Source organism: Streptomyces sp. NPDC090994, assembly GCF_044768905.1.
In the GTDB taxonomy this organism is placed as follows: domain Bacteria; phylum Actinomycetota; class Actinomycetes; order Streptomycetales; family Streptomycetaceae; genus Streptomyces.
The window spans coordinates 97,057-122,243 of the sequence record NZ_JBIVWS010000003.1; the positions used below are offsets into that span (position 1 = coordinate 97,057).

A 25,187-nucleotide genomic window follows, 5' to 3' on the forward strand; every position below is an offset into this window, starting at 1 on the left:
AGTTCCACCGGTGATACCGAGACGCCCGGCGCCGGGCAGGCGCCGCACCACCCGCGTGCCACGGACCATGCCCCGCATCGCCCCCCGGGTCGCGGCCGTCACCGTCGCCGCCCTCGCGGCGGCGCTGGTCCAGCCCCTCGCCACGACCGCCGCGACCGCCGCGAGCCCGCCACCACCCCCGTCGGACGCCCGGCTCGCGAAGACGGCCGCCCGCCACGACCTCACCCGCGAGCAGTTCTACTTCGTCCTGCCGGACCGTTTCGCCAACGGTGACACCGGCAACGACAAGGGCGGCCTCACCGGCTCCCGCCTCGCCACCGGCTACGACCCCACCGACAAGGGCTTCTACCAGGGCGGCGACCTCAAGGGCCTGACCCGGAAGCTCGACTACATCAAGGACCTGGGCACCACCGCCATCTGGATGGCGCCCATTTTCAAGAACCGGCCCGTGCAGGGCACGGGGGCCGACGCGTCCGCCGGGTACCACGGGTACTGGATCACCGACTTCACCCAGGTCGACCCGCACTTCGGGACCAACAAGGACCTGGAGACCCTCATCTCCAAGGCGCACGCCAAGGGCATGAAGGTCTTCTTCGACGTCATCACCAACCACACCGCCGACGTCGTCGACCACGAGGAGCAGTCCCACGACTACCTCTCCAAGGGCGCCTTCCCCTACCTGACGAAGGACGGCGAGCCCTTCGACGACGCCGACTACGCGGACGGGTCCGGCGCCTTCCCCAAGACCGACGCCGACTCCTTCCCGTACACGCCGGAGGTCACGAGCGCCACCGCCAAGGTCCCCTCCTGGCTCAACGACCCCACGATGTACCACAACCGCGGCGACTCCACCTGGGCCGGCGAGTCCGCCACCCACGGCGACTTCAACGGCCTGGACGACCTGTGGACCGAGCGGCCCGAGGTCGTCACCGGCATGGAGAAGATCTACCAGCGCTGGGTGCGGGACTTCGACATCGACGGCTTCCGGATCGACACCGTCAAGCACGTGAACATGGAGTTCTGGACCCAGTGGGCCACCGCACTCGACGCGTACGCGGCGAAGAAGGGCCGCGACGACTTCTTCATGTTCGGTGAGGTCTACTCCGCCGACACCGCCGTCACCGCCCCGTACGTCACCCAGGGCCGCCTCGACGCCACCCTCGACTTCCCGTTCCAGGACGCGGCCCGCGCCTACGCCTCCCAGGGCGGCAGCGCCCGGAAGCTCGCGTCGGTCTTCGCGGACGACTACAGGTACACGACCGGCACCGCGAACGCGTACGAACAGGTCACCTTCCTCGGCAACCACGACATGGGCCGCATCGGCTCCTTCCTGAAGCAGGACGACCCGGACGCCACCGACGCCGAACTGCTGAAGAAGGCGAAGTTCGCCAACGAGCTGATGTTCCTCAGCCGCGGCAACCCGGTCGTCTACTACGGCGACGAACAGGGCTTCACCGGCGCGGGCGGCGACAAGGACGCCCGCCAGACGATGTTCGCCTCCCGCACCGCCGACTACCTCGACGACGACCTGATCGGCACCGATCGCACCCACGCCGAGGACGCCTACGACCCGCAGGCGCCCCTCTACGAGCAGATCAGTGCGCTCGCCAAGCTCCGCAAGGCCCACCCGGCCCTCACCGACGGCGTCCAGACCGAGCGGTACGCGGCCGACGGCGCCGGTGTCTACGCCGTCTCCCGCACGGACGCCGCCACCGGCACCGAGTACGTCGTCGCCTTCAACAACGCCGGCGAGGAGAAGACGGCCACCTTCGCCACCGGCTCGGCGGACATGCGCTTCGACTCCGTCCACGGGAGCGAGCAGCACCTCACCTCGGACGCCGACGCGCAGCTCACCGTCACCGTCCCGGCCGGCTCGGCGGTCGTCCTCAAGGCGGCGGGCAGGCTCGCCGCCCCCGCCACCGAGCCGACGATCACCCTCGACGCCCCCGACCCCGGCGCCACCGGCACCGTGGAGCTGACGGCGGACGTCGACGGCGGGCAGCTCAACCGCGTCGTCTTCGCCGCCCAGACCGGCAACGGACAGTGGCGCACCCTCGGCTCCGCCGACCACGCCCCCTACAAGGTCACCGACACCCTCGCCGAGGACACCCCCGCCGGGACCGCCCTGCGCTACAAGGCGGTCGTCGTCGACTCGGCCGGCCGCACCGCGAGCGCCACGGCCGCCTCCACCACCGGCACCCCGCCGGCCGAGGAACCGCCCACCGCCGCCTCCCGCGACTACGCGATCGTCCACTACCGGCGCGAGGACGGGAACTACGACGACTGGAACCTGTACGCCTGGGGCGACCTCGCCGACGGCGAGGCGACCACCTGGCCGGCCGGTCATCCCTTCACCGGCCGTGACGCGTACGGCGCCTTCGCCTACGTCAAGCTGAAGCCCGGCGCCTCGAACGTCTCCTTCCTCGTCGTCGACCAGGACGGGACCAAGGACGTCGCCGCCGACCGCACCATCGACGTCACCAGGACCGGTGAGGTCTGGATCGAGCAGGGCGACGAGACCGTCACCACCGAGCGGCCCGAGTACCCGGCGCAGGACACCACCAAGGCCGTCCTGCACTACCACCGCGCCGACGGCGACTACGACGGCTGGGGACTGCACGTCTGGTCGGGTGCCGCGCAGCCCACCGACTGGTCGAAGCCGCTCCAGCCGGTGAAGACCGACTCCTATGGCGCGGTCTTCGAGGTACCGCTCACCGAGGGTGCCGGCAGTCTCAGCTACATCCTGCACAACGGCGACGAGAAGGACCTCCCCACCGACCAGGCCCTCGACCTCAAGGCGAACGGCCACGAGGTGTGGCTGGTGAGCGGCGAGGAGAAGTACCTGCTGCCGCAGCCGGCGGGATCGGCCGCGGCCGTCGACCTCACCACCTCCGAGGCGGTCTGGATCGACCGGGACACCGTCGCCTGGACCGGCTCCGACACCGCCGCCTCCACCCAGCTGCGGTACTCCCGCACCGGCTCCATCGCGGCCGAGAACGGCGCCCTGACCAGCACCGACGAGCGGTGGCTGCGGCTGACGAAGACCACTCTCACCGACGCCCAGAAGGCGAAGTACCCGCACCTGAAGGAGTACACCGCCTGGTCCGTCGACCCCCGTGACCGGGGCCGGGTCCGCGAGGCCCTGCGCGGGCAGGTCGTCGCCTCCCGGCTGGCGGCCACCGGCGCGGTGCTCGCGGCGACCGGCGTCCAGATCGCCGGAGCCCTGGACGACCTCTACCCCGGTGCCACGGAGGCCGGCCTCGGCCCGGTCTTCGACCGCGAGGGGCGTCCGACCCTCTCCGTCTGGGCGCCGACGGCCCAGAGCGTCTCCCTGGAGCTGGACGGCAGGCTCAAGGCCATGCACCGGGACGACGACACCGGCGTCTGGTCCGTCACCGGCCCGAAGTCCTGGAAGAACAAGCCGTACCGGTACGTGGTGAAGGTCTGGGCGCCCGACGCGGGTGAGGTCGTCACCAACAAGGTCACCGACCCGTACGCGGTCGCCCTGACCACCGACTCCGAGCGCGGCCTCGTCGTCGACCTCGCGGACAAGTCCCTGGCCCCCCGGGGCTGGACGACGTACGAGAAACCGGCCGCCGTCCCCCTGCGCGACGCGCAGATCCAGGAGCTGCACATCCGCGACTTCTCCGTCGAGGACCGGACGGCGACGAACCCCGGCACCTACCTGGCCTTCACCGACCGGGACAGCGACGGATCGAAGCACCTGCGGGAGCTGGCGGAGGCAGGTACCTCGTACGTGCACCTCCTCCCGGCGTTCGACATCGCGACGATCCCCGAGAAGACGTCCGACCAGGTCACCGTCGACTGCGACCTCGCCGCCCTGCCCGCCGACTCGGCCAAGCAGCAGGAGTGCGTGGCGAAGGCGGCGGCGAAGGACGCCTACAACTGGGGGTACGACCCGTACCACTACACGGTCCCCGAGGGCTCCTACGCCACCGACCCGGACGGCACGGCCCGTACGGTCGAGTTCCGGAAGATGGTCAAGGCGCTCAACGAGGACGGTCTGCGGGTCGTCATGGACGTCGTCTACAACCACACGGCGGCGAGCGGCCAGGCGAAGACCAGCGTCCTGGACCGGATCGTGCCGGGCTACTACCAGCGGCTGCTCGCCGACGGCTCGGTGGCCACCAGCACCTGCTGTGCCAACACGGCCACCGAGAACGCCATGATGGGCAAGCTCGTCGTCGACTCGGTCGTCACCTGGGCCAAGCAGTACAAGGTCGACGGCTTCCGCTTCGACCTGATGGGCCACCACCCGAAGGCCAACATCCTGGCGGTCCGCAAGGCCCTCGACGCCCTCACCCTCAAGAAGGACGGCGTCGACGGCAAGAAGATCATCCTGTACGGGGAGGGCTGGAACTTCGGCGAGGTCGCCGACGACGCCCGCTTCGTCCAGGCCACGCAGAAGAACATGGCCGGCACCGGCATCGCCACCTTCTCCGACCGCGCCCGCGACGCCGTGCGCGGCGGCGGCCCCTTCGACGAGGACCCCGGCGTGCAGGGCTTCGCCTCCGGCCTCTACACCGACCCCAACGGCTCCAGCAGCAACGGAACCGAGGCCGAGCAGAAGGCCCGCCTCCTGCACTACCAGGACCTGATCAAGGTCGGCCTGACCGGCAACCTCGCCGACTACACCTTCACCGACTCCGGCGGCCGGGAGGTCAAGGGCTCCGACGTCGACTACAACGGTGCGCCCGCCGGATACGCCGCGGCCCCCGGCGACGCGCTCGCCTACGCCGACGCCCACGACAACGAGTCCCTGTTCGACGCGCTCGCCTACAAGTTGCCCAAGGGCACGTCCGCCGACGACCGGGCCCGGATGCAGGTCCTCGCGATGGCGACCGCCGCCCTCTCCCAGGGTCCCGCGCTCTCCCAGGCCGGCACCGACCTGCTGCGCTCCAAGTCCCTGGACCGCAACTCCTACGACAGCGGCGACTGGTTCAACGCCGTCCACTGGAACTGCGCCGACGGCAACGGCTTCGGCCGCGGTCTGCCGATGGCCGCCGACAACGAGGCCAAGTGGCCGTACGCCGAGCCGCTGCTCACCGCGGTCCGGGTCGGCTGCCCGCAGATCCAGGCCACCTCGGCGGCCTACCGGGACCTGCTGAAGATCCGTACGACGGAGCAGGCGTTCTCCCTCGCCACCGCCGAGCAGGTCCAGTCGGCGCTCGCCTTCCCGCTGTCCGGCACGGACGACGAGACCCCCGGCGTGATCACCATGACCCTCGGTGACCTCGTCGTCGTCTTCAACGCCACTCCGGAGAGCCAGGAACAGCGGATCGCCGCGGCGGCCGGCACCGGCTACCGGCTGCACCCGGTGCAGGCGGCCGGGTCCGACACGGTCGTGCAGCGGGCGTCGTACGCCGAGGGCACGTTCACCGTCCCCGGCCGTACCGTGGCCGTCTTCACCCGGGCCGGCTGACCGGTCCTGCGGTTAGGGTGCTCCTGATCCGGACCCCGCGAACAGGAGCACCCATGCCGCAGATCACCGTCGACCACTCCGCGCAGCTGACGGACGGCTTCGACCGGCCCGGGTTCGCCAAGGCCCTGCACGCCGCCGTGGTGGAGATCGCGGCGGCCCGGCCCCCGGCCTGCAAGACCCAGTTCCGCGCCACCGAGGTCACCACGGTCGGCCCGGACACCGAGGGCCACGCCGTCGTGCACGTCACCATCGGCCTGCTGCCCGGCCGCACCGAGGAGACCAAGGCGCGGCTCACCGAGGCCGTCCTCGACCTGCTGCGCGACCACATCAAGACCGGCCTGTCGCTGCACGCCTCGGCGGAGGTCCGTGAACTCGACGCGTCGTACCGGAAGTTCGAGATCTAGAACCGGTCGGACGCCAGCGCGGTCAGCCGCGTCACGAGGGTCCTGAACGGGCCGTCGGCCGGATCGTCCGCCAGGACGCGCCGGAGCACGGCGGCCGTCTCCTCGTCGTGGGCGGCGCTGACCGCCATCAGCGCCGCGAGGTCGTGCACGAGCTGCACCTCCAGCTCCGCCCGCTCCACCCGCCGCCCGTCCAGCCACAGCAGTGCCGTCGACTCGGCCAGCGAGATCCAGGAGCGGACGACCAGTTCGAGCCGGGCCGGCGGCTCCGGCACCCGCAGGTGGGCGGTGATCTGCTCGTAGGCGGCCTGCCGTACGGAGTCGATGAGCGCGTTCGCCGCGGAGGAGCCGGCGGCCGGGCCGCCGCGCATCAGGGCCGAGAAGCCCGGACCGTGCTCCTCGACGAAGTCGAAGAAGCGGCCCATCACCCGCAGCAGCCGGGCGCCCAGCGGGCCCTCGGCCGGTTCCGCGAAGCGGCCCGCCAGGTCGTCGGCGGCGCGCCGCAACGCGGCCTCGTACAGGCTGAGTTTGCCGGGGAAGTAGTGGTAGACCAGCGGACGGGAGATGCCGGCGGCCGACGCTATCTCGTCGATGGAGACCTCGTCGGGCGAGCGGCGGCTGAAGAGGTCGAGGGCGACCCCGATGAGCTGCTGCCGCCGCTCCTCGACGCCCATCCTGCGGCGCACCCCGGTAGTCATACGAACACCTTACCGATCGGATTCCGCCTCCGAACGGAACACTTGTGGCGCGGTGTTCACCTGGCGCGTACAGGACGATCACCTCACGCGCAGGGAACGAGCACACTGGCCGGTTCCCGTCGGTGTCTTCACCGCTTGGTAACCGAACGACCTCGCGATGTAACCAATCCCGTGATCATCTTTGCGCGTGACGAATTCGGCCCAGGAGGCTTCGATGGATGTGGTGCGTCAGTCGGCTCAGGCCGGCCGGGTGGTCGTGTGGGAGGAGTCCGCGCGCGACGGGGCCCAGGCCAAGACACTCATGACTCCCGGGTTCCGGGTGCGGCTGGCCCAGGAGACGGGCCGGGTGTTCGGCGAGGACGGGCCGCGGCACGTGGTGTTCGCCGCCGGCTTCCCGGCGGTGTGCGACGAGGAGTTCGAGGCCGTACGCCAGGTCGCGGCCGAGGCCGAGGGCACGGTCAGCGTGGCCGCGGTGTGCCGGGGCGCGCTCCGGGACGTGGAGCAGGCCGTCGCCTCGGTGCGCGGCAGCCGGCACGCGCGGGTGATGGTGGTGGTCCCGGCGTCCGAGGCGATGGCGCAGGTGATGGTCCACAAGACGGCCGAGGAGGCCCTGCGGGGCGGGGTCGAACTGGCCGAGGCGGCCCGGGCCCTGGACGACACAATCGCGGTGGACATCTGCCTGGCGGACGCCTCCCGGGCCGACACCTCCCTCATGAGCGACTACGCGCAGGCCATGACCGACGCCGGCGCGGGCCTGGTCATCCTGGCCGACACCGTCGGCGCGCAACTGCCCGGCGCCTGCCACGACATGTTCGCCGCCGTGCGGGCCGGCACCGACGAGGACGTGGTGCTCGCCTCCCACCTGCACAACGACCTCGGGCTCGGACTGGCCAACACCCTCCAGGCCCTGGCCGCCGGGACCCGGGTGGTGTCCAGCTCCTGGCTGGGCATCGCCGAGCGGGCCGGCATGGTCGCCACCGAGCAGCTGCTGTTCCTGCTCGCCCGGCACGCCGAGGAGTTCCTGAAGACCGACGCGACGCCCTGGTGGACCGCCCCCGACCTGACCCGGCTCCCCGCGATCGCCCGGATGGTGTCCGAGGAGACCGAGGTCCCGATCAGCGTCACCACGCCCATCGTCGGCACCGGAGTGGGCACCATCTCCACCGGCACGCCCTTCGTCCACCCGCAGCTCTTCCAGCCCTACGACCCGACCCAGCTGCTGGGCATCCAGCCGAAGATCCTGCTGACGCAGCTGGCCAGCGCCCGCGTCATCACCGCCGCCGCCGACCGCCTCGGCCACCGGCTCGACAAGGACCAGACCCGCGCGGCGATGAGCTGGGTCAAGACCCGCGCCTTCCGCACCGGCCGGGCCGTCGTCGACGACGCCGCCTTCGCCGACTTCCTCGACGGCCTCGTCCACACCCAGCGGGTCGGCGCGTGACCGGCCCGGCGGCAGGCCGCGCGGACCGCGCGCCGGTGTCGCTCACCGAAGCCGGGCAGGCGCTGGACGACGGCGCGGCCGTGGTCCTGCCCAACCCGGCGCCGCTCACCCACGTCGTCACCGCACGCCGGGCCCGGACCGTCAACGAGGCCAAGGGCCGCCCCGGCGACCAGCCGGTCGCCCTGTGGGCCCACCACCCCGACACGCTGAGCGCCCTCGACGACGTCTGGAAGCTCGGGCCCGAGCAGAGCGCGACGGCCCGGTGGCTGCTGACCCGGGAACACCTCACCGTCCTGGTCCCGGTGCACGACGGTGCCGGTACGCCGTCCTGGGCGGCCCCGGCGGTCAAGGACGGCTGGATGCTGCTGTTCGGGGCCCGCTGGCAGCCGCTGCGGCCCCTGCTGGACCGGTCGCCGCTGCTGTACGTCAGCAGCGCCAACCGCACCGGCCGCCCGCCGGTCGCCACCACCGCCGACGCCCTGGCCACGTTCCCGGCCGGCGTCGCCGTCCTGGCCGTACCGGAGACGGACGCTCCGAGTCCGGCGGCGGACGGCCGGGAGCGGCACGCCACGACCACGGTCCGCCTGCACACCGACGGCCGGACGGAACTCCACCGGCACGGCGCCCAGGACAGACACCACACCGGCCCCGACTACCTGGCGGACCTGCGGACGCGCCACGCGGCCCACCGGTCCGGCACCGACCGGGCCGCACCGGCCGCACCGGCCGCCCCGCCCGTGCCCGCCACGAACGCGGCCGGACGCCCCTAGGACCGCCCGCCCGCGACGGTGAGAACGACGGCCCGCACCAGGCCCGGACCCGGTCCGGCCGCCTAGTGCAGGCCGTCCACCGTCCGGCCGTCCTCCAGCGTGCCCCTCAGGTCGGCCCGGGCCCCCTGCTCCGCCTCGGCCGCCAGCACGTTGTCGTCGGCGGAGGCGTCGATGCCGCCGGTCGCCCGGATCGAGGAGACCGTCTCGTTCCCCGCGGCCAGCAGGTACCAGCCGTGCTCCGCCGACTCCCACAGCACCCCGGCCAGCACCCGCGGCGCGCGCTCGCCGCAGGCCGGCACGTCCACGGCCTTCGCCGCGACCGTCCCGTACCGGCCGCCCGGCGTGTGGAACTGGGCGAGCACCTTCGCGCCGGTGCCCCGCCAGGTCTCCGCCCGCGTGCACACCCAGGTCGCCGTCCCGGTCGCGTGCGGCAGCCGCTGCTCGGCGAACTCCCAGGCGTTCACCGTCCGCACCCCCTGCCCGCGCAGCGCGCCCAGCGAGCAGGCGTACGGCGCCCAGGCCCGCCGCTCCTCCGTCCCGGACACCTCCTCGGCCGCGCCGGGACGCCCGGCGGTGAGGCGGGCCGGCACCAGTTCGCCCAGGTCGCTCATGAGGCGGGTGGTGCCGTCGTCGGTCAGCTCCAGCGTGATCCAGGAGCCGCAGCCGCCCGGCCGCTGGACCGGACTGGCCAGCGGGGCCGTCACCCCGTCCGTCAGCGGCAGTTCCGTCGCCTCGGCCTCCGGCTCGGTCAGGTCCCGCCCGGCCGCCTTCGTCACCCACGGCGCGGTCAGGTACCGCACGTTGCCGTCCGCCCGGCCCAGGACCACCGCGGTCGCCGCGTCCCGCCCGGCCCCGTCGGCCCGCGCCAGGTCGAGGGCGGCCCCGGCGGCGGAGTCCCTCGGCTCGGCGTACCGGACGACACGCAGACCGTCGTACAGGAGCACGACGCGGGCGGCGTCGACGGTGCCCGCGTACAGGAGCTGGGGCGGGCCGGGCGGGCCGCCGGACGGGGTGCCCGGCGTCGTCGAGACCCGGACGGTGTCGCCGGGGCGGGCCCAGACGGCCAGGGCGCGGCGCAGCAGCCCCCGGTCGCCGGTGAGGTCGCCGCGGGCCGGCCACACGGAGAAGTCGGTGCGCGCGGAGGTCCGCCAGGCGGTGGGGGAGACCTCGGTGAGCCTGCCGGGGTCCAGGGCGGCCCGCGCCGACGCGTTGTGCGCGTACGGCGGTGCGGCGGGGCCGTCCGGGCCCCAGCCGCCGCCGGGCGGGGCGAGCAGCGCGCCGCCCGCCACCAGCGCCGCACCGGCGGCCAGCGCCACCCGCAGACGCTGCCGGCGCCGCATCAGATCGGTCGGCCGCGCCTGGAGCGAGCAGGGGTCGAACTCGGCGGAGGACAGCAGCGCGTACCGCTCCCGGGTCCCGGGCACCGAGTCGGCCTCGGCCAGCGCCGCCGCCCCGTCGGGGACACCCGAGGCGGCGAGCACCTGCCGTACCTCGGCGTCGGACAGCTCCTCCAGACCGCGCAGCGCGTACGCGGCCCGCGCCGGGCCGGACAGCGCGGACAGCGCCCGGTCCAGGGCGAGTTCGTCGGCGCCGCCGGGGCGCGGGAAGAGGCGCAGGCCCCAGACCCGGGGGAGCGGCGGCGGCAGCTGGGACCGCCGGGGCCACGCCCGGCGCCGCAGCGGCAGGCCCGCCTCCAGCGCCGTACGCACCACCCGCAGCCGGACCAGGGCGTACCCCGGGTCGGCCGCGCGGCCGGTGGACTGGGCCGGGATCGCGGGGGCGGGGGTGCGGTTGCGGGGCAGGGCGCGCTGGACCAGGGCGTGCGCGGTCAGGACGCGCCGGGTGCGGCCCAGGGCGGGCGGCAGCACCAGGTAGGCGAGCCGGGCCAGACGGGGATAGTGCTCGACGAGCGCGGCCTCGGCCTGTTCGACGTCGACGACCGGGTCGCCGGCGGACGGTGCGGGGCGCGGGGCTGCATCCTGTGACTGCACATCCAGCGAAACGAGCGACCAGGTGGTTGGTCACCGGGCCGCCGAGTCCCCCTACGGCTCCACAAGTCCCCGCGCGTAGGCGGCCATCGAGCGCCGGTAGCGCGGCAGGTGCGGGGCGAGCGCGCCCAGCACCAGGGCCAGGCCCTCGCGGTCGCGGCCGAGGGAGGACAGGCACAGGGCGAGGGTGGCCCGTACGGCGTCGTCCAACTCGTCGGACGGCGCGTCCAGTTCGGGCGTCAGCAGTTCCACGCCCTCGGCGGCCCGGCCGGTGTTCCGCAGCGAACTGGCCAGCTGGATCTTCGCCCGGCGGGCCCGGTACGCGCTGACCTCGCCCAGCCCGGCCGCCAGCGCCCGCCGGTACAGGGGGACGGCGCGGTCGGACCGGCCGGTCGAGTCCCAGGCGCAGGCCCGCTCGAACAGGCCGAGCGGACTGTCCTCGGGCACCTCGGCGGCCAGCGCGTCGATCACGGCGCGGAACGCCGCCGGGTCCTGGCCGGGATCGTCCTCGAAGGCGGCCCAGGCGGCGGTGACACGGTCGTCCCAGTCGGCGTTCACGGACACCACCCTCGCACATCGAGTCACGGACGTCCCTGAGTACTTCGCGCCGCGCGGACGTATCGAGGGCGAGGGCCCCGGCCGGGGGCTCCGTGCGGCATGTCGCCGGAAGGGACCGGAGGAACACATGAGGCTGACCCGACGAACGGTGCTCGCGGGCGCCGGCGCGGTGGCGCTGCTCGCGCTGACCGGCTGTGCAGGAGGCGCGGACGGCGAGGCGGCGGCCGTGCCGTCGACGGCGACGGGGAGCCTGGAGCACCTGGCCGCCGAGGCGCGCTGCGAGCCGGACCTCCAGACCGACGCCGACGAGATCCGCCAGGCCATCTGCGAGCAGGGCAAGGAGCGGTACGTCCTCGCCACCTTCGCCACCGACCGCGGTCAGCGCGAGTGGATCAACACGGCCAAGGACTACGGCGGTCACTACCTCGTCGGCCGCAAGTGGGTGGCCGTCGGACACCAGGACGTGGTGGCCGGCCTGCGCGCCTCGCTCGGCGGCACCCTGGAGCAGGGCGCCGACCACGGCGGTCACGGCGGTCACTGAACGGGGGAGGGCCGGTGACGGGAGACCCGCCACCGGCCCTCAGGGGGAAGAGGACGTCTACTCGCAGTCCTCACCGCTGTTGATGCACCGCACGACCTCGTCCATCAGTTCCTCGTCCATGACGTTGATGAAGTCGTTGTGGTCGGTGATCGGCTTGTGCAGCTGCTCCGGGAAGCCGTCCACCGCGTACGGGTTCTTCACCTGGCCGTTCTTCACGGTCGGCGTGGGCACGTCGTACACCAGGCGGACCTGGAGCTGAGGGATGGCCTGGAAGCCGCCGGGGCAGCTGCCGTCGGCCTGGACGAAGGCGACGTGGTCGCGGTGGTTGGCGCTGTCGATGTTCTGGCCGTCCCAGCAGGACTGGAAGTTGGCCGTGCGCACCACCTGGCTGTCGTCCGGGCACAGCGGGTACTTGTCGGTGAGCTGGCGGTCCTCGAAGCCGGTGCAGCTCCACGCGGTGTTGGCGTTGGCGAGGCCGTTGGTGAACGCCTTGGCGTCGCCGGTGATGACGCGCAGGAACTTCGGCATCGCCACGACGTCGCCCTGCTTGTTGCCGACGAACCTGATCTCGGCCTGCCGCGCCTCGAGGATCTTGCCGACGTTGCCCTCGGCGCCGCCGCCCAGGTCACCGGCGTCGAACTCGGCGGTGCCGTCCTGGAGCCGCAGCACCGGCCAGTAGTACGTCGACCTGTCGCCCTGGTTCTGGCAGGAGGTGTCGGCGGCGGCCAGGTCGTCGTCGGAGGCGAAGGCGTCGTTGCCCTGGTTGCCGACGTAGTCGTGGGTGTGGTGGGCGCCGTTGTCCACTCCGGGGGCGACGATCAGGTTGTCGCTGTTGTGCAGGTCGTTCTCGTTGACACCGCACACGGTGGTGAAGGTGCCGGTGGAACCGGTGTCCCCGTTTGCGGCGAGTCCGTTGGGGCCCGGGAATCCGTTCGGCTCGACGGTGGTGATGTCGACGAAGTCGGCGGCGACCGGCCCGGCCGCGCCGTTGCCGTTGTCGCCGGGCGCCTGGCTCTCCTCCGGGTCCGGCTCCTGGCCCTGCCCGCCGTCGCCCTGACCGCCGTTCCCGTTGCCGTCGTTCGGCTGGTCGGCGCCCATGCCCTTGCAGCCGGCGAACCGGTCCAGGCCCCGCGGGGCCTGGCCGCCGACCCGGCGGATGTTGGTGCCGATCCGGTCCAGGACCGCGGTCCGCTTGGACTTCAGGGGCCCGAGGATCGAGTTCTGCACGAAGGCCGAGTCGCCCGCCTGTGCCTGGCGGGTGGCGGCGAGGCGCGCGTACGCCTCGGTGATCTGCTGGTCGAGCCGGGCCAGCTCCCGGTCCACACCGGCGCGCGCCCCCCTCGGCACGTTCCGCAGTTTCTGGCCGACGTCCGGGCACTGGATCGTGGCGACCTGCGCGGCGGCGGACCGCGTCCGGTTGTGGCCGTTGTCCTTCTCGTGCGCCGAGGCGTGGAAGTTGGCCCAGACCAGCCCGCCCCCACCGAGGGCCAAGGCCGCTGTCCCGGCCATGACCTTGGTGGCCAGCGGCATACGGCGTTTTCTTGTGGTGCGTCCCATGAGACTCCTCTTGGCTTCCTTGCGGGGCATCGAGGCGCCCGACAGGAGTGAAGCGGCGCCCTTCCATACGCAAGGCGTCCCACGGGTGTTCAGCCGTCCCGGGAATTACGGCGCGGGAGCCCCGGTCACCGGCCCCGGTCGAGATGGGCCAGCACCGCCAGGACCCGCCGGTTGTCGTCGTCGGAGACCTCCAGGCCGAGCTTGGCGAAGATGTTGGCGGTGTGCTTGGCCACCGCCCGCTCGGTGATCACCAGCTTGGCGGCGATCGCCGCGTTGGACCGCCCCTGCGCCATCAGCTCCAGCACCTCCCGCTCCCGGGGCGTCAGCCGGGCCACCGGCCCCTCGTCCACCGCGCGCCGGCTGAGCAGCTGCTGGATGACCTGCGGATCCATCGCCGTACCGCCCCCGGCCACCCGCCGCACCGCGTCCGTGAACTGCGCCGCGTCGAACACCCGGTCCTTCAGCAGGTACCCGACCCCGCCCGTCCCGTCGGCCAGCAGCTCCCGCGCGTAGAGCTGCTCCACGTGCTGGGACAGGACCAGCACCGGCAGTCCGGGCCGGGCACGGCGGGCGGCCAGCGCGCACTGGAGCCCCTCGTCGGTGTGGGTGGGCGGCAGGCGTACGTCGACCACGGCGACGTCGGGGTCGAGTTCGGCCAGCGCCCGGGCCAGCTCGGGGCCGCTCTCGACGGCCGCCGCGATCTCGAAACCGTGGGCCTCCAGGAGCCGGACCAGTCCGTCGCGCAGCAGGAACAGGTCTTCGGCTAGGACAACGCGCAAGGCAGCTCCATGGTGACCAGGGTGGGGCCGCCCGCGGGGGAGCTGACGGCCAGGACACCGTCGAAGGTACCGAGCCGCCGCTCCACCCCGGTCAGTCCGCTCCCCGGGCCGGCCACCGCGCCGCCCCTGCCGTTGTCGGTGACCGTCATCCGCAGGAAGCCGTCCGTGTGGTGCAGGTCGACCCAGATCCGGTCGGCGCCGGAGTGCTTCACGGCGTTGGTGAGGACCTCGCTCACGGCGAAGTACGCGGCCGACTCCACCGGCGCCTCGGCCCGCCCCGGCAGCTCCACGGTGACCTCGGTGGCGACCGGCAGCCTGAGCGCCAGGGCCCGTACGGCGTCGCCCAGGCCGCGTTCGGCGAGCACCGGCGGGTGGATGCCGCGCACCAGGTCGCGCAGTTCGTCGAGGGCGTCGGCGGAGGAGCGGCGGGCCTGCGCGAGCAGTTCCCTGGCCCGCTCCGGGTCGGTGTCGAGCAGGGCCTCGACGGTGCCCAGGTCCATGCCCATGGCGACCAGCCGGGCCTGGGCGCCGTCGTGCAGGTCCCGTTCGATGCGGCGCAGTTCGGCGGCGGAGGTGTCGACGGCGTCGCGCCGGGTCTCGGTGAGCACCCGGACCCGTTCGGCCAGCGCCTCCTGCCCGGAGCCGAGGACGGCCCGGGTGAGCAGGAAGTGGCCGTGCAGCAGGCGCGCGGCGAGGAAGTGGCCGAGCAGCAGCAGGCCGAGGCCGAGGACGGCGGCGCCCAGCGCGGACGCCTGCCCGTCGACCGGCACGAACCCGTACCAGTACCCGTCGGGGAAGACCCGCCACAGCCCGGCCGCGATCGCGAACCCCTCCAGCGGGTAGAGGAGCAGCGCGGCCGGCAGCAGCGCGGTGACGAAGCCGGCCGTCATGTCCACCGGCAGCCACCGCAGGTCCCGCCAGGTCGCCGGGTCGCCCAGCAGCGCGGCCGTACGCGTCCACGGGTTGCCGCCGGGCGGCAGCGGCCGGTAGGCGGGCGGGATGCGCACGCCGCCCCACTCGGCGGCGAGCACCCGCCGCCAGTTCGCGTACGTCCGTACTCCGGTCAGCACGTGGGGCGTCGTGACGAGGCCGACGCCGATCGGGACGAGCGCGAGGGACACGGCGGTCAGGACGAAGCACAGCACCGACCCGGGCAGGGCGACGAGCGCCAGCGCCAGTCCCCGCACGGCGGCCCGTCCGGCGCCGCGCGCGCCGCCGTGTCCCTCGGTCCGCCCGGCCGCCGGTTCGATGGTCATGTCGGTCGTCATACGGGCAGTCTGGCCGAGCCGGCGGCACCGGTCACTGGGCCGGGCCCCCGGCCGGGGGTGGTGTCAGGTACACCCCCCGGCCGGGGAGGGCGGCTCAGCGCCCGTGCGGCGGCGTGTACTTGTAGCCGACGCGGCGCACGGTCTGGATGGCGCCGCGGTGTTCGGCGCCCAGCTTGCGGCGCAGCCGGGCGACATGGACGTCGACGGTGCGGCCGTCGCCCACGTGGCCGTACCCCCACACCGTGGAGACCAGCTGGTCCCGGCTGTGCACCCGGTGGGGGTGGGCGACGAAGTGGGCGAGCAGTTCGAACTCCAGGTAGGTCAGGTCGAGTTCGCGTCCGGCGACGGAGGCGGTGCGGTGCGCGGTGTCGATCCGCACCAGCGGGTCGGCGCCGGCGGTGTCCGGCTCCTGCTCCGGCGCCGCGGTGAACGGCGGCTGCCGGTCGGCCGGTACCAGCACCAGGTACCCGACCATCGGCGGCCGGCCCGGCAGGGCGGGCAGGGCGTGCGGCGGGGCGGGCAGCCAGGTGGCGCCGGGCGGCAGCAGGTCCGCGACGTCGATCGTCTCGTCCCGGTCGACGGCCCGCAGCCGGTACCGGGCGTCGCGCGGGACGGAAGCGAGGGAAGGGGAGGTGGTCGCCATGAGAAGTCAGCTCTTTCACGCGAGGGTTCGTCGGGAAGAGCGACGGGCGCGGACCGGTGGCCGCGCGCGTCGCGGACGTACGCCGTGCGCGCTGGCCGGAGGCCGGGATTACGGCTTCACGGGGCCGCGCGCGGGAAAGGCGCGACAACACACCCGGTCGAAGTCGTGGTGCTGACGGGACGGCCAGAAGGGCTTCAGGTCGTGGCGACCCGGCGCGTGGGGCTTCTGGAGGCTGGCCATGCCTCCATTGAACCATCACAGGGGCGTCCACCGCGACGGTGGACGCCCCTGTGTGACGAGCACGGCGGCGGTCAGACCTGGCCGGCCTTCTCCAGCGCCTCGCAGCAGGTGTCGACGAGGAGGCGGGTCACCACGTACGGGTCGACGTTGGCGTTGGGACGGCGGTCCTCGATGTAGCCCTTGCCGTCCTTCTCGACCTGCCACGGGATGCGGACCGAGGCACCGCGGTCGGAGACGCCGTAGCTGTACTCGTTCCACGGGGCGGTCTCGTGCAGGCCGGTGAGGCGGTCGTCGATGCCGGCGCCGTAGTTCTTGACGTGGTCCAGCGGCTTGGAACCCTCGCCGAGCGACTCGGCGGCGGTGATGATCGCGTCGTAGCTCTCACGCATCGCCTTGGTGGAGAAGTTGGTGTGCGCGCCGGCGCCGTTCCAGTCGCCCTTGACCGGCTTGGGGTCGAGGGTGGCGGCGATGTCGAAGTCCTCGGCGGTGCGGTAGAGCAGCCAGCGGGCCACCCACAGGTGGTCGGAGACCTCCAGCGGGGAGACCGGGCCGACCTGGAACTCCCACTGGCCGGGCATGACCTCGGCGTTGATGCCGGAGATGGCGAGCCCCGCCTTCAGGCAGTTCTCCAGGTGGGCCTCGACGACCTCGCGGCCGAAGATCTCGTCGGCGCCGACACCGCAGTAGTAGCCGCCCTGGGGGGCCGGGAAGCCGCCCTTGGGGAAGCCGAGCGGGTAGCCGTCCTTGAAGAAGGTGTACTCCTGCTCGATGCCGAAGATCGGCTCCTGCGCGGCGTAGCGCTCGGCGACCTCGGCCAGCGCGGCGCGGGTGTTGGTCGGGTGCGGGGCCATGTCCGTGTCCAGGACCTCGCACAGCACGAGCACGTCGTCGCCGCCGCGGATCGGGTCCGGGCAGGTGAAGACCGGCTTGAGCACGCAGTCCGAGGAGTGGCCCTCGGCCTGGTTGGTGGAGGAACCGTCGAAGCCCCAGATCGGCAGGGCGTCCAGGCCGGCCGGGGCGCCCGTGATGATCTTCGTCTTGGAACGGAGCTTGGCCGTGGGCGCGGTGCCGTCGATCCAGATGTACTCGGCCTTGAAGGTCACGGGGACACATCCTTCGGGTGGGTCTGGGCGCACATGCGGGTGCTGGTGCTGGGGGGCGCTGCTGCACCGGAGCGCCGCGGGTGATGCCCCGCAGCTTGTCAACAGGCGGTTTCCCGGCCATTGCCCGTTTGTGAACCCCGTGTTACCTGGGGGTGGTGTGGCCGGATTCGCGGTGTGAGGGGCCCCGGGGGGCGATGCCGGGCGGGCGGGGCGCCGGGAGCGGTGCGGGGGCGCGGTGCCGGGTGCGGGGGCGGGGGCGGTGCTCGTATGCGACGTGCGGGGGCGGGGGCGGGTGCGGGTGCGGGACCGGGGAAGGGTGCGGGACCGGGGAAGGGTGCGGGTGCGGGTCCGGGGAAGGGGGCGGGTACGGGTCCGGGAGCGGGCGCGGGTGGGCGACGGTTTCTCGCCCGTCCGGCGGCCCGGTGTCCGCGGAGGCACGGCCGGGCTGTCGGGCCGGCCGGCGGCTACCGGGACAGCGCGTCCCGGACGGCCTCGTCGGTGCGGGCGACGAGCGCCGTGCCGTCGTCCGCGGTGATGATCGGCCGCTGGATCAGCTTCGGGTGCTCGGCGAGCGCCGCGATCCAGCGCTCGCGCGCCTCGGCGTCCCGGGGCCACTCCTTGAGCCCGAGTTCCTTGGCGGCCGCCTCCTGGGTGCGCGTGATGTCCCAGGGTTCGAGGCCGAGGCGGGCGAGGACGTCGCGGATCTCGTCCGCGCTCGGTACGTCCTCCAGGTAACGGCGGACGGTGTAGTCGGCCCCCTCGGCGTCGAGCACACTGATCGCGCTGCGGCACTTCGAGCAGGCGGGATTGATCCAGATCTCCATGCCGACACGGTAGCCCGCACACCCCGCCAACCCGTTCCGCCCCACCGGCCCCCGCACCCCCGAAACCCCTGCTGGCCAGGGGGTTTTGTCAGTGCCCGGCGGTAGAATTGAAGCAGTGTTCGAGGGAATCGCCGGGGGCGCCGAGGCTCCCGCGCGGCCCCGACCGCGACAGGAGGATGCCTGTGCCCGCTGCCGCACTGAAGCCCGAGTTCCTGCCCACCCAGTCCACCGCGAAGCGCCCCGTGCCGCTCGAACTGCCCTGCGCCCCGGTGGCGAAGCGCCCGCTCCCGGCGGGCCGCCCGCGCGAGTGGTACGTCACGCACAACCGCCGGCTCAAGGCGATGCGGCTCGCCATCGCCCTGCTCGACTCCGGCGTCTACCTGCCCGACCAGGCCCGCGACGAGGAGATCCGCAGCACGGCGCGGCTGATCGGCGTCCACCCGCCGTCGGCCACCACGTGCCGCATGGTGCGCGCGTTCATGCGTTACAACCGCTGACCGGTACCGGCGCCGGGCGCCTCGCTCCACGGGGCACCCGGCGCTGAGGCAGTATGGGCGCGTGAGGGCGTCTCCCTCATCGCGAGTCATCGCGAGTCATCGCGAAGTCGGCGTGAAATCCCCGCGGCCCGGAGCCACTTGTGCCGGCGGGGCCGCGCGCTCGCGCCCCCGCCGGAAGAGAGAGGTACGACGGTTGACTGAGGAGAGGACGGTCCCGGTCCCGTCGTCGTTGATGACGCTGTCCGGCCGGCTGGGCCGCGCCGTCGCCCGGGCCAGCGACATCGCCATGGCGCTGGCGGTCCTGATCGCGGCGGGTCAGTACACCGAGGAGTACGACCTGCTCCTGGGCTCGCTGATGGGACTGTGCCTGCTGGCCCGCAGACGGTACCCCGGCACGGTGATGGCGGCCGTCATGGTGCTGAGCGTCGTCCAGTTCGTCCTGGACGACCGGCCCGAGACCCCGCTGGCGTCGTCGCCCGCCGCGTACAACGTGGCCGTGCTGTTCGCCCTGATGTCGGTCATCCACCACTCCCGGACCACCTGGATGCCGTACCTCGCGGGCGGCTCGGTGCTGCTGGCCGTGCTGGCCGGAACGGTGGAGGTGCCGCTCCTCGGGATCGAGCCGTTCGTCGATTCCGGGACGTTGCTGACCTTCTGGGGACTGACGCTGACGGTCTGGCTCACTGCCTTCGCCCTGCACACCCGGCGGCTCTACGCCGAGAGCCAGGCGGACCGCGCCCTGCACATCCAGCGGGAACAGGAACAGCGCGTCCGGCTGGCCGCGGCCCGGGAGCGGGCCGACATCGCCCGCGAGCTGCACGACGTGGTGGCGCACAGCCTGGCCGTGATGATCCTCCAGGCCGACGGCGCCGAGTCCGTGCTGCGGAAGTCGCCGGACATGGCCCAGTCCGCGCTGAGGACGATCGCCGCCACCGGCCGGGACGCCATCGACGACATGCACCGCATCGTCCGGGTGCTGCGCGAGGGCAACCAGGACGCCGCCGACAGCGGCCCGCCACGGCGCCTGGTCACCCTCGACGAGATCAAGGTCGTCGCCGAACGGGCCCGGGCCGCCGGGCTGACCGTGGACGTGTCGATCGAGGTCGGCGAGGGACGGCTGGCGCCGACGGAGGAGATGACGGCCTTCCGCATCGTCCAGGAGTGCCTCACCAACGTGCTCCGCCACGCCGGAGCCGGGGCCGGGGTCGACATCAGGCTCCACGAGGAGCGGGGCACCCTGCTGATCAGCGTCGTCGACGACGGAGCGGGCACCCTCGCCGGCCGCGGCGTCGGGGGCTCCGGAGGCAACGGCCTGGTGGGCATGCGGGAGCGGGTGGAACTCGCCGGGGGCACCTTCGAGGCCGGCCCCCGGCTCGGCAGCGGATGGCACGTACGTGCCTCGATTCCGACAAGGACGAAGTGATGACGCAGGCGGACAGAGTGATCCGGGTGGCCGTGGTGGACGACCAGCCGCTGATCCGGGCCGGATTCTCCATGGTGCTGGCCGGCCAGGACGACATCGAGGTCGTCGGGGAGGCGGAGAACGGCGCCCAGGCCCTCGACCTGCTGCGCGAGGTCGAGGCGGACGTCGTCATCATGGACATCCGCATGCCCGTCATGGACGGCATCCAGGCCACCGAGCAGCTGATGCGGAGGGACGATCCGCCCGGGGTGCTGGTGCTGACCACCTTCGACAACGACGAGGACGCCTTCGCGGCGCTGCGCGCCGGAGCCGGCGGCTTCCTGCTGAAGAACGCCCCCGCCACGGAGGTCGTCAACGCCATCCGGGTCCTGGCCGCGGGGGAGTCGGTGGTGGCCCCGCGCATCACCCGGCTGCTCCTCGACCGGGTCTCGGACCGGCTGGCACCCGTGAACGAACAGGCCGAGCGGCTGGACATGCTCACCGCACGCGAACGGGACGTGCTCACCCTGGTCGCCCGCGGAATGTCCAACGCCGAGATCGCCTCGGACCTGTACGTCGCGGAGGCCACCGTGAAGACGCACCTGGGCAACCTCATGGCCAAGCTGCACCTGCGGGACCGCGCCCAGGCCGTCGCGTTCGCCTATCAGTCCGGGCTGGTCAGTCCCTCCCCTTGAGGAGGCCGCCCCTGAGGGCGCCTCCCCCTGAGGGTGCAGAAACACCCCCGGGGTGCTGCCCCCGGGGGTGCAGGAACCACCCCGCCCGGTGGGCCAGATCGGCCCCCTCCGATCTCGGATTCGTGGCCGATGTCCGCGGGGCCGCCGAACTCCAGACTTCTTCCTGTCGCCGAACGCGGCGAGAAGACACCTACTGGAGGATCCGATGACCACCACGCCCGCCACCGCCCCCGCCGCCAAGAACAACCGCAAGCGCAACCGCCTCGTCCTCGGCGCCGCCACGGCCGTGATCGCCGCCGCCCTGGTCGCCGGGGCCGGCTACTGGTGGCAGCAGAAGGACGCACTCAGCCAGGCGTCCGTCGCCGACTGCAAGCTGGCGCAGCGCATCATCACCGAGGGCAAGCAGATCTCCACCGGCTCCGCGGCGGACGCGCAGAAGTGGTGGGAGCAGACCGGCGACGAGCGCCGCGCGCAGATGAAGGACGGCTACCTCGGAGCCAAGATCTCCAACTACGAGGGCTGGGCGCTCGCGACCGCCGAGAAGTCCTCCGAGGTGCCGTCCGCGAAGGACGTGAAGGACCTCCAGGAACAGGCGCAGGGACACTGCGAGAACGCCGGCGTCACCCTGTCCATGCCGCGGCTCGGCTCCTGACCCGGATCGCGAGAACCCGCCCCATGGCTGTCCACACCGTCGCCCCCGGCGGCACACCGGACGACGTCATCACCGCCACCGCCCTGGTGAAGACCTACCGCCAGGGCACCGCCGAGGTACGGGCCCTCGACGGGGTGACCGTCGCCGTCCAGCGCGCCCGGTTCACCGCCGTCGTCGGCCCCTCCGGGTCGGGGAAGTCGACGCTGATGCACTGCGTCGCCGGACTCGACACCGTCACCTCCGGCCGGATCGTCCTGGACGGAACGGAGATCACCGGGCTGTCCGACCGGCAGCTGACCCGGGTGCGGCGGGAGCGGATCGGCTTCGTCTTCCAGTCGTTCAACCTGCTGCCCCAGCTGACCGCCTACGAGAACATCGTGCTGCCCGTCACCATGTCCGGCGGGCGCCCGGACCGCGCCCTGGTGGACCACCTCTGCGAAGTCCTCGGCATCGCCCACCGCGTGGCGCACCGCCCGTCCGAACTCTCCGGGGGCCAGCAGCAGCGGGTCGCCGTGGTCCGGGCGCTGGTGGCCCGGCCGGCCGTGGTCTTCGCCGACGAACCCACCGGCAACCTCGACTCCCGGACCGGCGCCGAAGTCCTCACCGTGCTGCGCCAGTGCGTCGACGACCTCGGCCAGACGGTCGTGATGGTCACCCACGACCCCTCGGCCGCCCAGTACGCGGACCGGGTGCTGACCCTCGCGGACGGACGGGTCCGCGGCGACGAGCACACCGCCCCCGCCCGGCGGGCCGCCGCCCTCGCCACCGACGTCATGGGGAGGCGGCGATGAGGGGCCCGTGGCGCGCGACCGTCCTGGGCTCCCAGGTCGCGGAGCTGCTGCGGCGGCCCGGACGGTTCGCGGCGACCGGACTGTCGCTGCTGATCGCGGCGTTCGTCGTCTTCGGCGCCGTCACGGCCCAGCAGATCGTCACCGCGACCGTCGTCGACACGTTCCGCGGCACGCCCGAGGCGGTGTCGCTGGTGGTCACGCCCGGCGACGACGGCGAGGACATCGGCGAGGCCGAACTCCGCGCGATCCGCGAGGCGCCCGGCGTCGCCGAGGCCGTCGGCCGGCTCGACGGCGGCGCCCCGCTGGACGGCAGCGCCGTCGAACGCTACCTCGAACTGTCCGCGGACCCGGGCACCGGCGCCCTGTCGGCCGTACGGCTGATCGAGGGCACGTACCCCTCCGGGCCGGGCCGGATCGCCGTCGACACCGAGGCCGCGCGGGCCTACGGCCTCGCCCCCGGATCGTCGCTCACCCTGCTCCAGCCCGCGTCCGACGGCGAGGGCACCCGGCGGGTGACGGTCGAGGTCAGCGGCATCGTCCGCAGTACGACCACGAACGCGGCGGGGCCCACCGGGCACGCCCCCGGCCCCCGGCTCCAGGACATCCTCGGGGTGTCGGGCTACTCCCGCGTCGACATCCGCACCGGCACCGCGCCCTCCGGACCCGAGTCCGCGGAACCGGCCGAGCGGATCCGGCAGGCGGTGCCCGGCGCGCTGGTGCGGTCCGGGGACGAGGTGCGGCAGGAGGAGGCCGACGCGGCGGTGGCGGACGCGAAGGACACCCTGGAGCTGGTCACCGTCTTCCTCGGCGTCGCCGTCGGCGCGGCCGTGCTCGTCGCCACCTCCACCTTCCGCATCGTCTTCGCCCGGCGGGTACGCCAGTTGGCGCTGCTGCGCGCCATCGGGGCGACCCCGCGACGGCTCGCCGCCGCGCTCGTCGCCGAGGGGGCGGTGGTCGGCCTGCTGGCCGGCGCGGCCGGTGTGCTGGCGGCCCGGGGCTGCGGACAGCTCGTCCCCCCGGTCGCCGGACGGTTCGGGCACGACCTGTCCGCGCCCTCGGGGATGCCGCCGGCGGAGGCCGTCCTCACCGTGCTCGGCACCGGCCTGCTGGCCGTCCTCGCGGTCCTGGCCCCGTCGCTGAGCGCCTCCCGGGTCTCCCCGTTGCAGGCCCTGCGCAGCGCCGCGGCGGAACAGGGCGCGGCGGGCGGCGGCACCGTCCGGACCCTGCTGGGCCTGCTGTGCGCGGCGGGCGCCGCGCTCCTCGCCTGGCAGCAGTACGACGGGCTGCCCCAGCCGGGCGACGCGGAGTACGACCGCTTCACGGCGCTGACCGGCGTCGTCCTCTCGGGCGCCCTGGCCTTCCTGGCGCTGATCGCCCTCGGGCCCCGGCTGGTCCGGCCGGTGCTGGCGGCCGTCGGGGTGCTCCTGCGCCGCACCGGCGCGGCCGGCCGGCTCGCGGTCGCGGGCGTCGGAGGAGCGCCGGGCCGGGCCGCCTCGGTGTCGGTCGTGGTCGCCCTCGGCGTCTGCCTGGTCGGCTCGACCCTGACCTGCCTCGCCTCCCTGAACGCCTACGAGCGCTACCGGCAGGCCGTGGAGTCACCCGCCGACTTCCACCTCTACCCGAGGGACACCGGGACCCTGGACCGGTCGCTCGCCGCCGACCTGGCCGCCCACCCCGAACTGGCCGGCGTGACCGCGTTCCGTGCGGCGGAGGCCGTCGAGGGCTCCCGCAGCGTCACCGTCTCCGACCTCGACCTCGGCGCCGTACGCTCCGGGGTGAGCCTGACCGCCCGCACCGGCTCCCTCGGCCGCCTCGCGCCCGGCCACGTCGTCGTGGACGCCGACCACGCCCACCGGCTCGGCGTCCGGGCGGGCGACCGGGTGACGCTGGAGTTCGCGGGCCGCCCCGTCCGGCTCACCGTGGCGGCGACGCTGCCCGGAGCCGGCCCCTACGGCGGGAACTTCTACGTCCCCGCCGCGGACCTCACCCGGATGGGAGCGGACCCCGCGCCCACCACCGTCACCGCCGACGCCGCGGAGGACAGCGCCGAGGGGCGGCTACGCGCCCAGCGGGCCATCACCGACACCCTGACCGGCCCACAGCGCGGCGACGGCCGGGTCATCGCCGAGGACTCGGCCGCGGCGGCCGGGCAGTCGGACGACCTGCGGACGATGGCCACGACGGTGATCATGGTCCTGGGCCTGACCGTCCTGGTCGCGGTCGTCGGCGTCGCGACCACGGCGAGCCTCACCGTCGTCGAGCGCAAGCGCGAGTTCGGACTGCTGCGGGCCCTGGGGCTCGGCGGCGCGGCCGTGCACCGCATGGTCACGGTGGAGTGCGCGCTCTACGGCGTCCTGGGCGGGATCCTCGGTCTGGCGCTCGGCGTGCCGTACTCCTGGCTGGTGGTCCGGGTCGCCGAGACGAGCGCCCCGTTCAGCCTCCCGGCGGGACACCTCGCGGCGGTCTTCACCGCCCTCGTCCTGGTGACCGCCGCCGCCGGAGTGGTGCCCGCCCTCCGCGCCTCCCGGACCTCACCGACGGTCGCCGTCGCCCAGGCCGAGTAGCGGGACGGGCGCCGGCCCCGGTCGTCGTGCCGCCTCGGTACGGCCCGCGCTTCAGTACGGCGCGCGGAAGTCGACGTACCCCAGCAGCAGGATGACCGCGGCCACACAGCCGAGTACCACGGCGGTCGACACCCACGAGGAGCCGCGGCCCCGCGCCGGCTCCGGATCCGCCCGGAAGGGAACCGGTCCGGGCGGGTTCTCCTTCCAGCGCGCGGCGAGCATGCGGGCCCGCGCGGACGGCTCCTTGTGCGGTGCGTCATCCGCCCACCGAAGGTCGAACTCCCGCTCGTCATCGGCCTGTTCGGACATCGCGGATGTCCCTCCCCCTCTTC

21 protein-coding genes are annotated in these 25,187 nt (G+C 73.6%); 11 read left to right on the forward strand and 10 right to left on the reverse strand.

The genetic code is table 11. From position 1 onward, the window contains the following. The first annotated feature begins 10 nt into the window (after window positions 1–10). Window positions 11–5,443, forward strand: coding sequence for a pullulanase-type alpha-1,6-glucosidase (gene pulA / locus ACIQR3_RS07865; RefSeq protein WP_403535702.1), 5,433 nt, complete (start codon window positions 11–13; stop codon window positions 5,441–5,443). A gap of 53 nt (window positions 5,444–5,496) precedes the next feature. Then, complete coding sequence (locus ACIQR3_RS07870; RefSeq protein WP_403535703.1) at window positions 5,497–5,847, forward strand: 5-carboxymethyl-2-hydroxymuconate Delta-isomerase; 351 nt, start codon at window positions 5,497–5,499, stop codon at window positions 5,845–5,847. On the opposite strand, the gene ACIQR3_RS07875 is transcribed toward ACIQR3_RS07870, so the two are convergent. Then, a complete protein-coding gene (locus tag ACIQR3_RS07875; protein WP_403535706.1) occupies window positions 5,844–6,542 on the reverse strand; it encodes a TetR/AcrR family transcriptional regulator in 699 nt (232 codons plus the stop codon). The genes ACIQR3_RS07870 and ACIQR3_RS07875 overlap by 4 nt on opposite strands. 214 nt (window positions 6,543–6,756) lie before the next feature. On the opposite strand from ACIQR3_RS07875, the gene ACIQR3_RS07880 reads away from it, so the two are divergent. Together ACIQR3_RS07880 and ACIQR3_RS07885 are read left to right on the forward strand one after the other, a co-directional pair. Continuing rightward, on the forward strand, window positions 6,757–7,983 hold the full coding sequence (locus tag ACIQR3_RS07880) for a 2-isopropylmalate synthase (protein ID WP_403535708.1): 1,227 nt from the start codon (window positions 6,757–6,759) through the stop codon (window positions 7,981–7,983). A gap of 35 nt (window positions 7,984–8,018) precedes the next feature. Then, complete coding sequence (locus ACIQR3_RS07885) at window positions 8,019–8,753, forward strand: hypothetical protein (RefSeq protein WP_403535711.1); 735 nt, start codon at window positions 8,019–8,021, stop codon at window positions 8,751–8,753. 62 nt (window positions 8,754–8,815) lie between these two features. Here the strand turns inward: ACIQR3_RS07885 and ACIQR3_RS07890 are convergent, their stop codons facing one another. Both ACIQR3_RS07890 and ACIQR3_RS07895 read right to left on the reverse strand, forming a co-directional pair. After that, window positions 8,816–10,744 (reverse strand): hypothetical protein, encoded by a 1,929-nt coding sequence (locus ACIQR3_RS07890; protein ID WP_403535714.1) that lies wholly within the window; start codon window positions 10,742–10,744, stop codon window positions 8,816–8,818. 51 nt (window positions 10,745–10,795) lie between these two features. After that, on the reverse strand, window positions 10,796–11,299 hold the full coding sequence (locus tag ACIQR3_RS07895) for a tetratricopeptide repeat protein (protein ID WP_403535716.1): 504 nt from the start codon (window positions 11,297–11,299) through the stop codon (window positions 10,796–10,798). A 127-nt stretch (window positions 11,300–11,426) separates the two neighbouring features. Between ACIQR3_RS07895 and ACIQR3_RS07900 the strand changes: the two genes are divergently transcribed. Beyond that, window positions 11,427–11,840 carry a hypothetical protein gene (locus ACIQR3_RS07900; protein WP_403535718.1) on the forward strand — a complete coding sequence of 138 codons (414 nt, stop codon included), beginning with the start codon at window positions 11,427–11,429 and terminating at the stop codon, window positions 11,838–11,840. A 57-nt stretch (window positions 11,841–11,897) separates the two neighbouring features. Here the strand turns inward: ACIQR3_RS07900 and ACIQR3_RS07905 are convergent, their stop codons facing one another. The 6 genes from ACIQR3_RS07905 to ACIQR3_RS07930 form a co-directional block, all read right to left on the reverse strand. Next, complete coding sequence (locus ACIQR3_RS07905; protein ID WP_403535720.1) at window positions 11,898–13,397, reverse strand: DUF1996 domain-containing protein; 1,500 nt, start codon at window positions 13,395–13,397, stop codon at window positions 11,898–11,900. 125 nt (window positions 13,398–13,522) lie between these two features. Then, the gene (locus ACIQR3_RS07910) at window positions 13,523–14,176 is read right to left on the reverse strand and encodes a LuxR C-terminal-related transcriptional regulator (RefSeq protein ID WP_403535723.1); all 654 of its coding nucleotides are present in this window, start codon (window positions 14,174–14,176) and stop codon (window positions 13,523–13,525) included. Continuing rightward, a complete protein-coding gene (locus tag ACIQR3_RS07915) occupies window positions 14,161–15,444 on the reverse strand; it encodes a sensor domain-containing protein (RefSeq protein WP_403535726.1) in 1,284 nt (427 codons plus the stop codon). Before ACIQR3_RS07915 ends, ACIQR3_RS07910 begins: the two co-directional genes overlap by 16 nt. Window positions 15,445–15,538: 94 nt before the next feature. Beyond that, window positions 15,539–16,087, reverse strand: a complete 549-nt coding sequence (locus ACIQR3_RS07920) for a winged helix-turn-helix domain-containing protein (RefSeq protein ID WP_403535728.1) — start codon at window positions 16,085–16,087, stop codon at window positions 15,539–15,541. A gap of 311 nt (window positions 16,088–16,398) precedes the next feature. Further along, on the reverse strand, window positions 16,399–17,430 hold the full coding sequence (gene glnII / locus ACIQR3_RS07925) for a glutamine synthetase (RefSeq protein WP_215173382.1): 1,032 nt from the start codon (window positions 17,428–17,430) through the stop codon (window positions 16,399–16,401). A gap of 464 nt (window positions 17,431–17,894) precedes the next feature. Beyond that, entirely contained in the window at window positions 17,895–18,254 is a 360-nt protein-coding gene (locus tag ACIQR3_RS07930) for an arsenate reductase family protein (RefSeq protein WP_403535731.1), read from the reverse strand. A gap of 182 nt (window positions 18,255–18,436) precedes the next feature. Between ACIQR3_RS07930 and ACIQR3_RS07935 the strand changes: the two genes are divergently transcribed. From ACIQR3_RS07935 to ACIQR3_RS07960, 6 genes are all read left to right on the forward strand, one after another. Next, on the forward strand, window positions 18,437–18,751 hold the full coding sequence (locus ACIQR3_RS07935) for a hypothetical protein (RefSeq protein WP_403535733.1): 315 nt from the start codon (window positions 18,437–18,439) through the stop codon (window positions 18,749–18,751). Window positions 18,752–18,944: 193 nt separating this feature from the next. Continuing rightward, complete coding sequence (locus tag ACIQR3_RS07940; protein ID WP_403535735.1) at window positions 18,945–20,174, forward strand: sensor histidine kinase; 1,230 nt, start codon at window positions 18,945–18,947, stop codon at window positions 20,172–20,174. After that, window positions 20,174–20,848, forward strand: a complete 675-nt coding sequence (locus ACIQR3_RS07945; RefSeq protein ID WP_403535738.1) for a response regulator — start codon at window positions 20,174–20,176, stop codon at window positions 20,846–20,848. Before ACIQR3_RS07940 ends, ACIQR3_RS07945 begins: the two co-directional genes overlap by 1 nt. A gap of 205 nt (window positions 20,849–21,053) precedes the next feature. Continuing rightward, entirely contained in the window at window positions 21,054–21,500 is a 447-nt protein-coding gene (locus ACIQR3_RS07950; protein ID WP_403535741.1) for a hypothetical protein, read from the forward strand. Between the two features lie 86 nt (window positions 21,501–21,586). After that, window positions 21,587–22,291, forward strand: coding sequence for an ABC transporter ATP-binding protein (locus ACIQR3_RS07955; protein ID WP_403536761.1), 705 nt, complete (start codon window positions 21,587–21,589; stop codon window positions 22,289–22,291). Further along, window positions 22,288–24,855, forward strand: coding sequence for an FtsX-like permease family protein (locus ACIQR3_RS07960; protein WP_403535744.1), 2,568 nt, complete (start codon window positions 22,288–22,290; stop codon window positions 24,853–24,855). Before ACIQR3_RS07955 ends, ACIQR3_RS07960 begins: the two co-directional genes overlap by 4 nt. Window positions 24,856–24,906: 51 nt before the next feature. On the opposite strand, the gene ACIQR3_RS07965 is transcribed toward ACIQR3_RS07960, so the two are convergent. Next, a complete protein-coding gene (locus ACIQR3_RS07965; protein WP_215173808.1) occupies window positions 24,907–25,164 on the reverse strand; it encodes a hypothetical protein in 258 nt (85 codons plus the stop codon). Window positions 25,165–25,187: the final 23 nt, after the last annotated feature.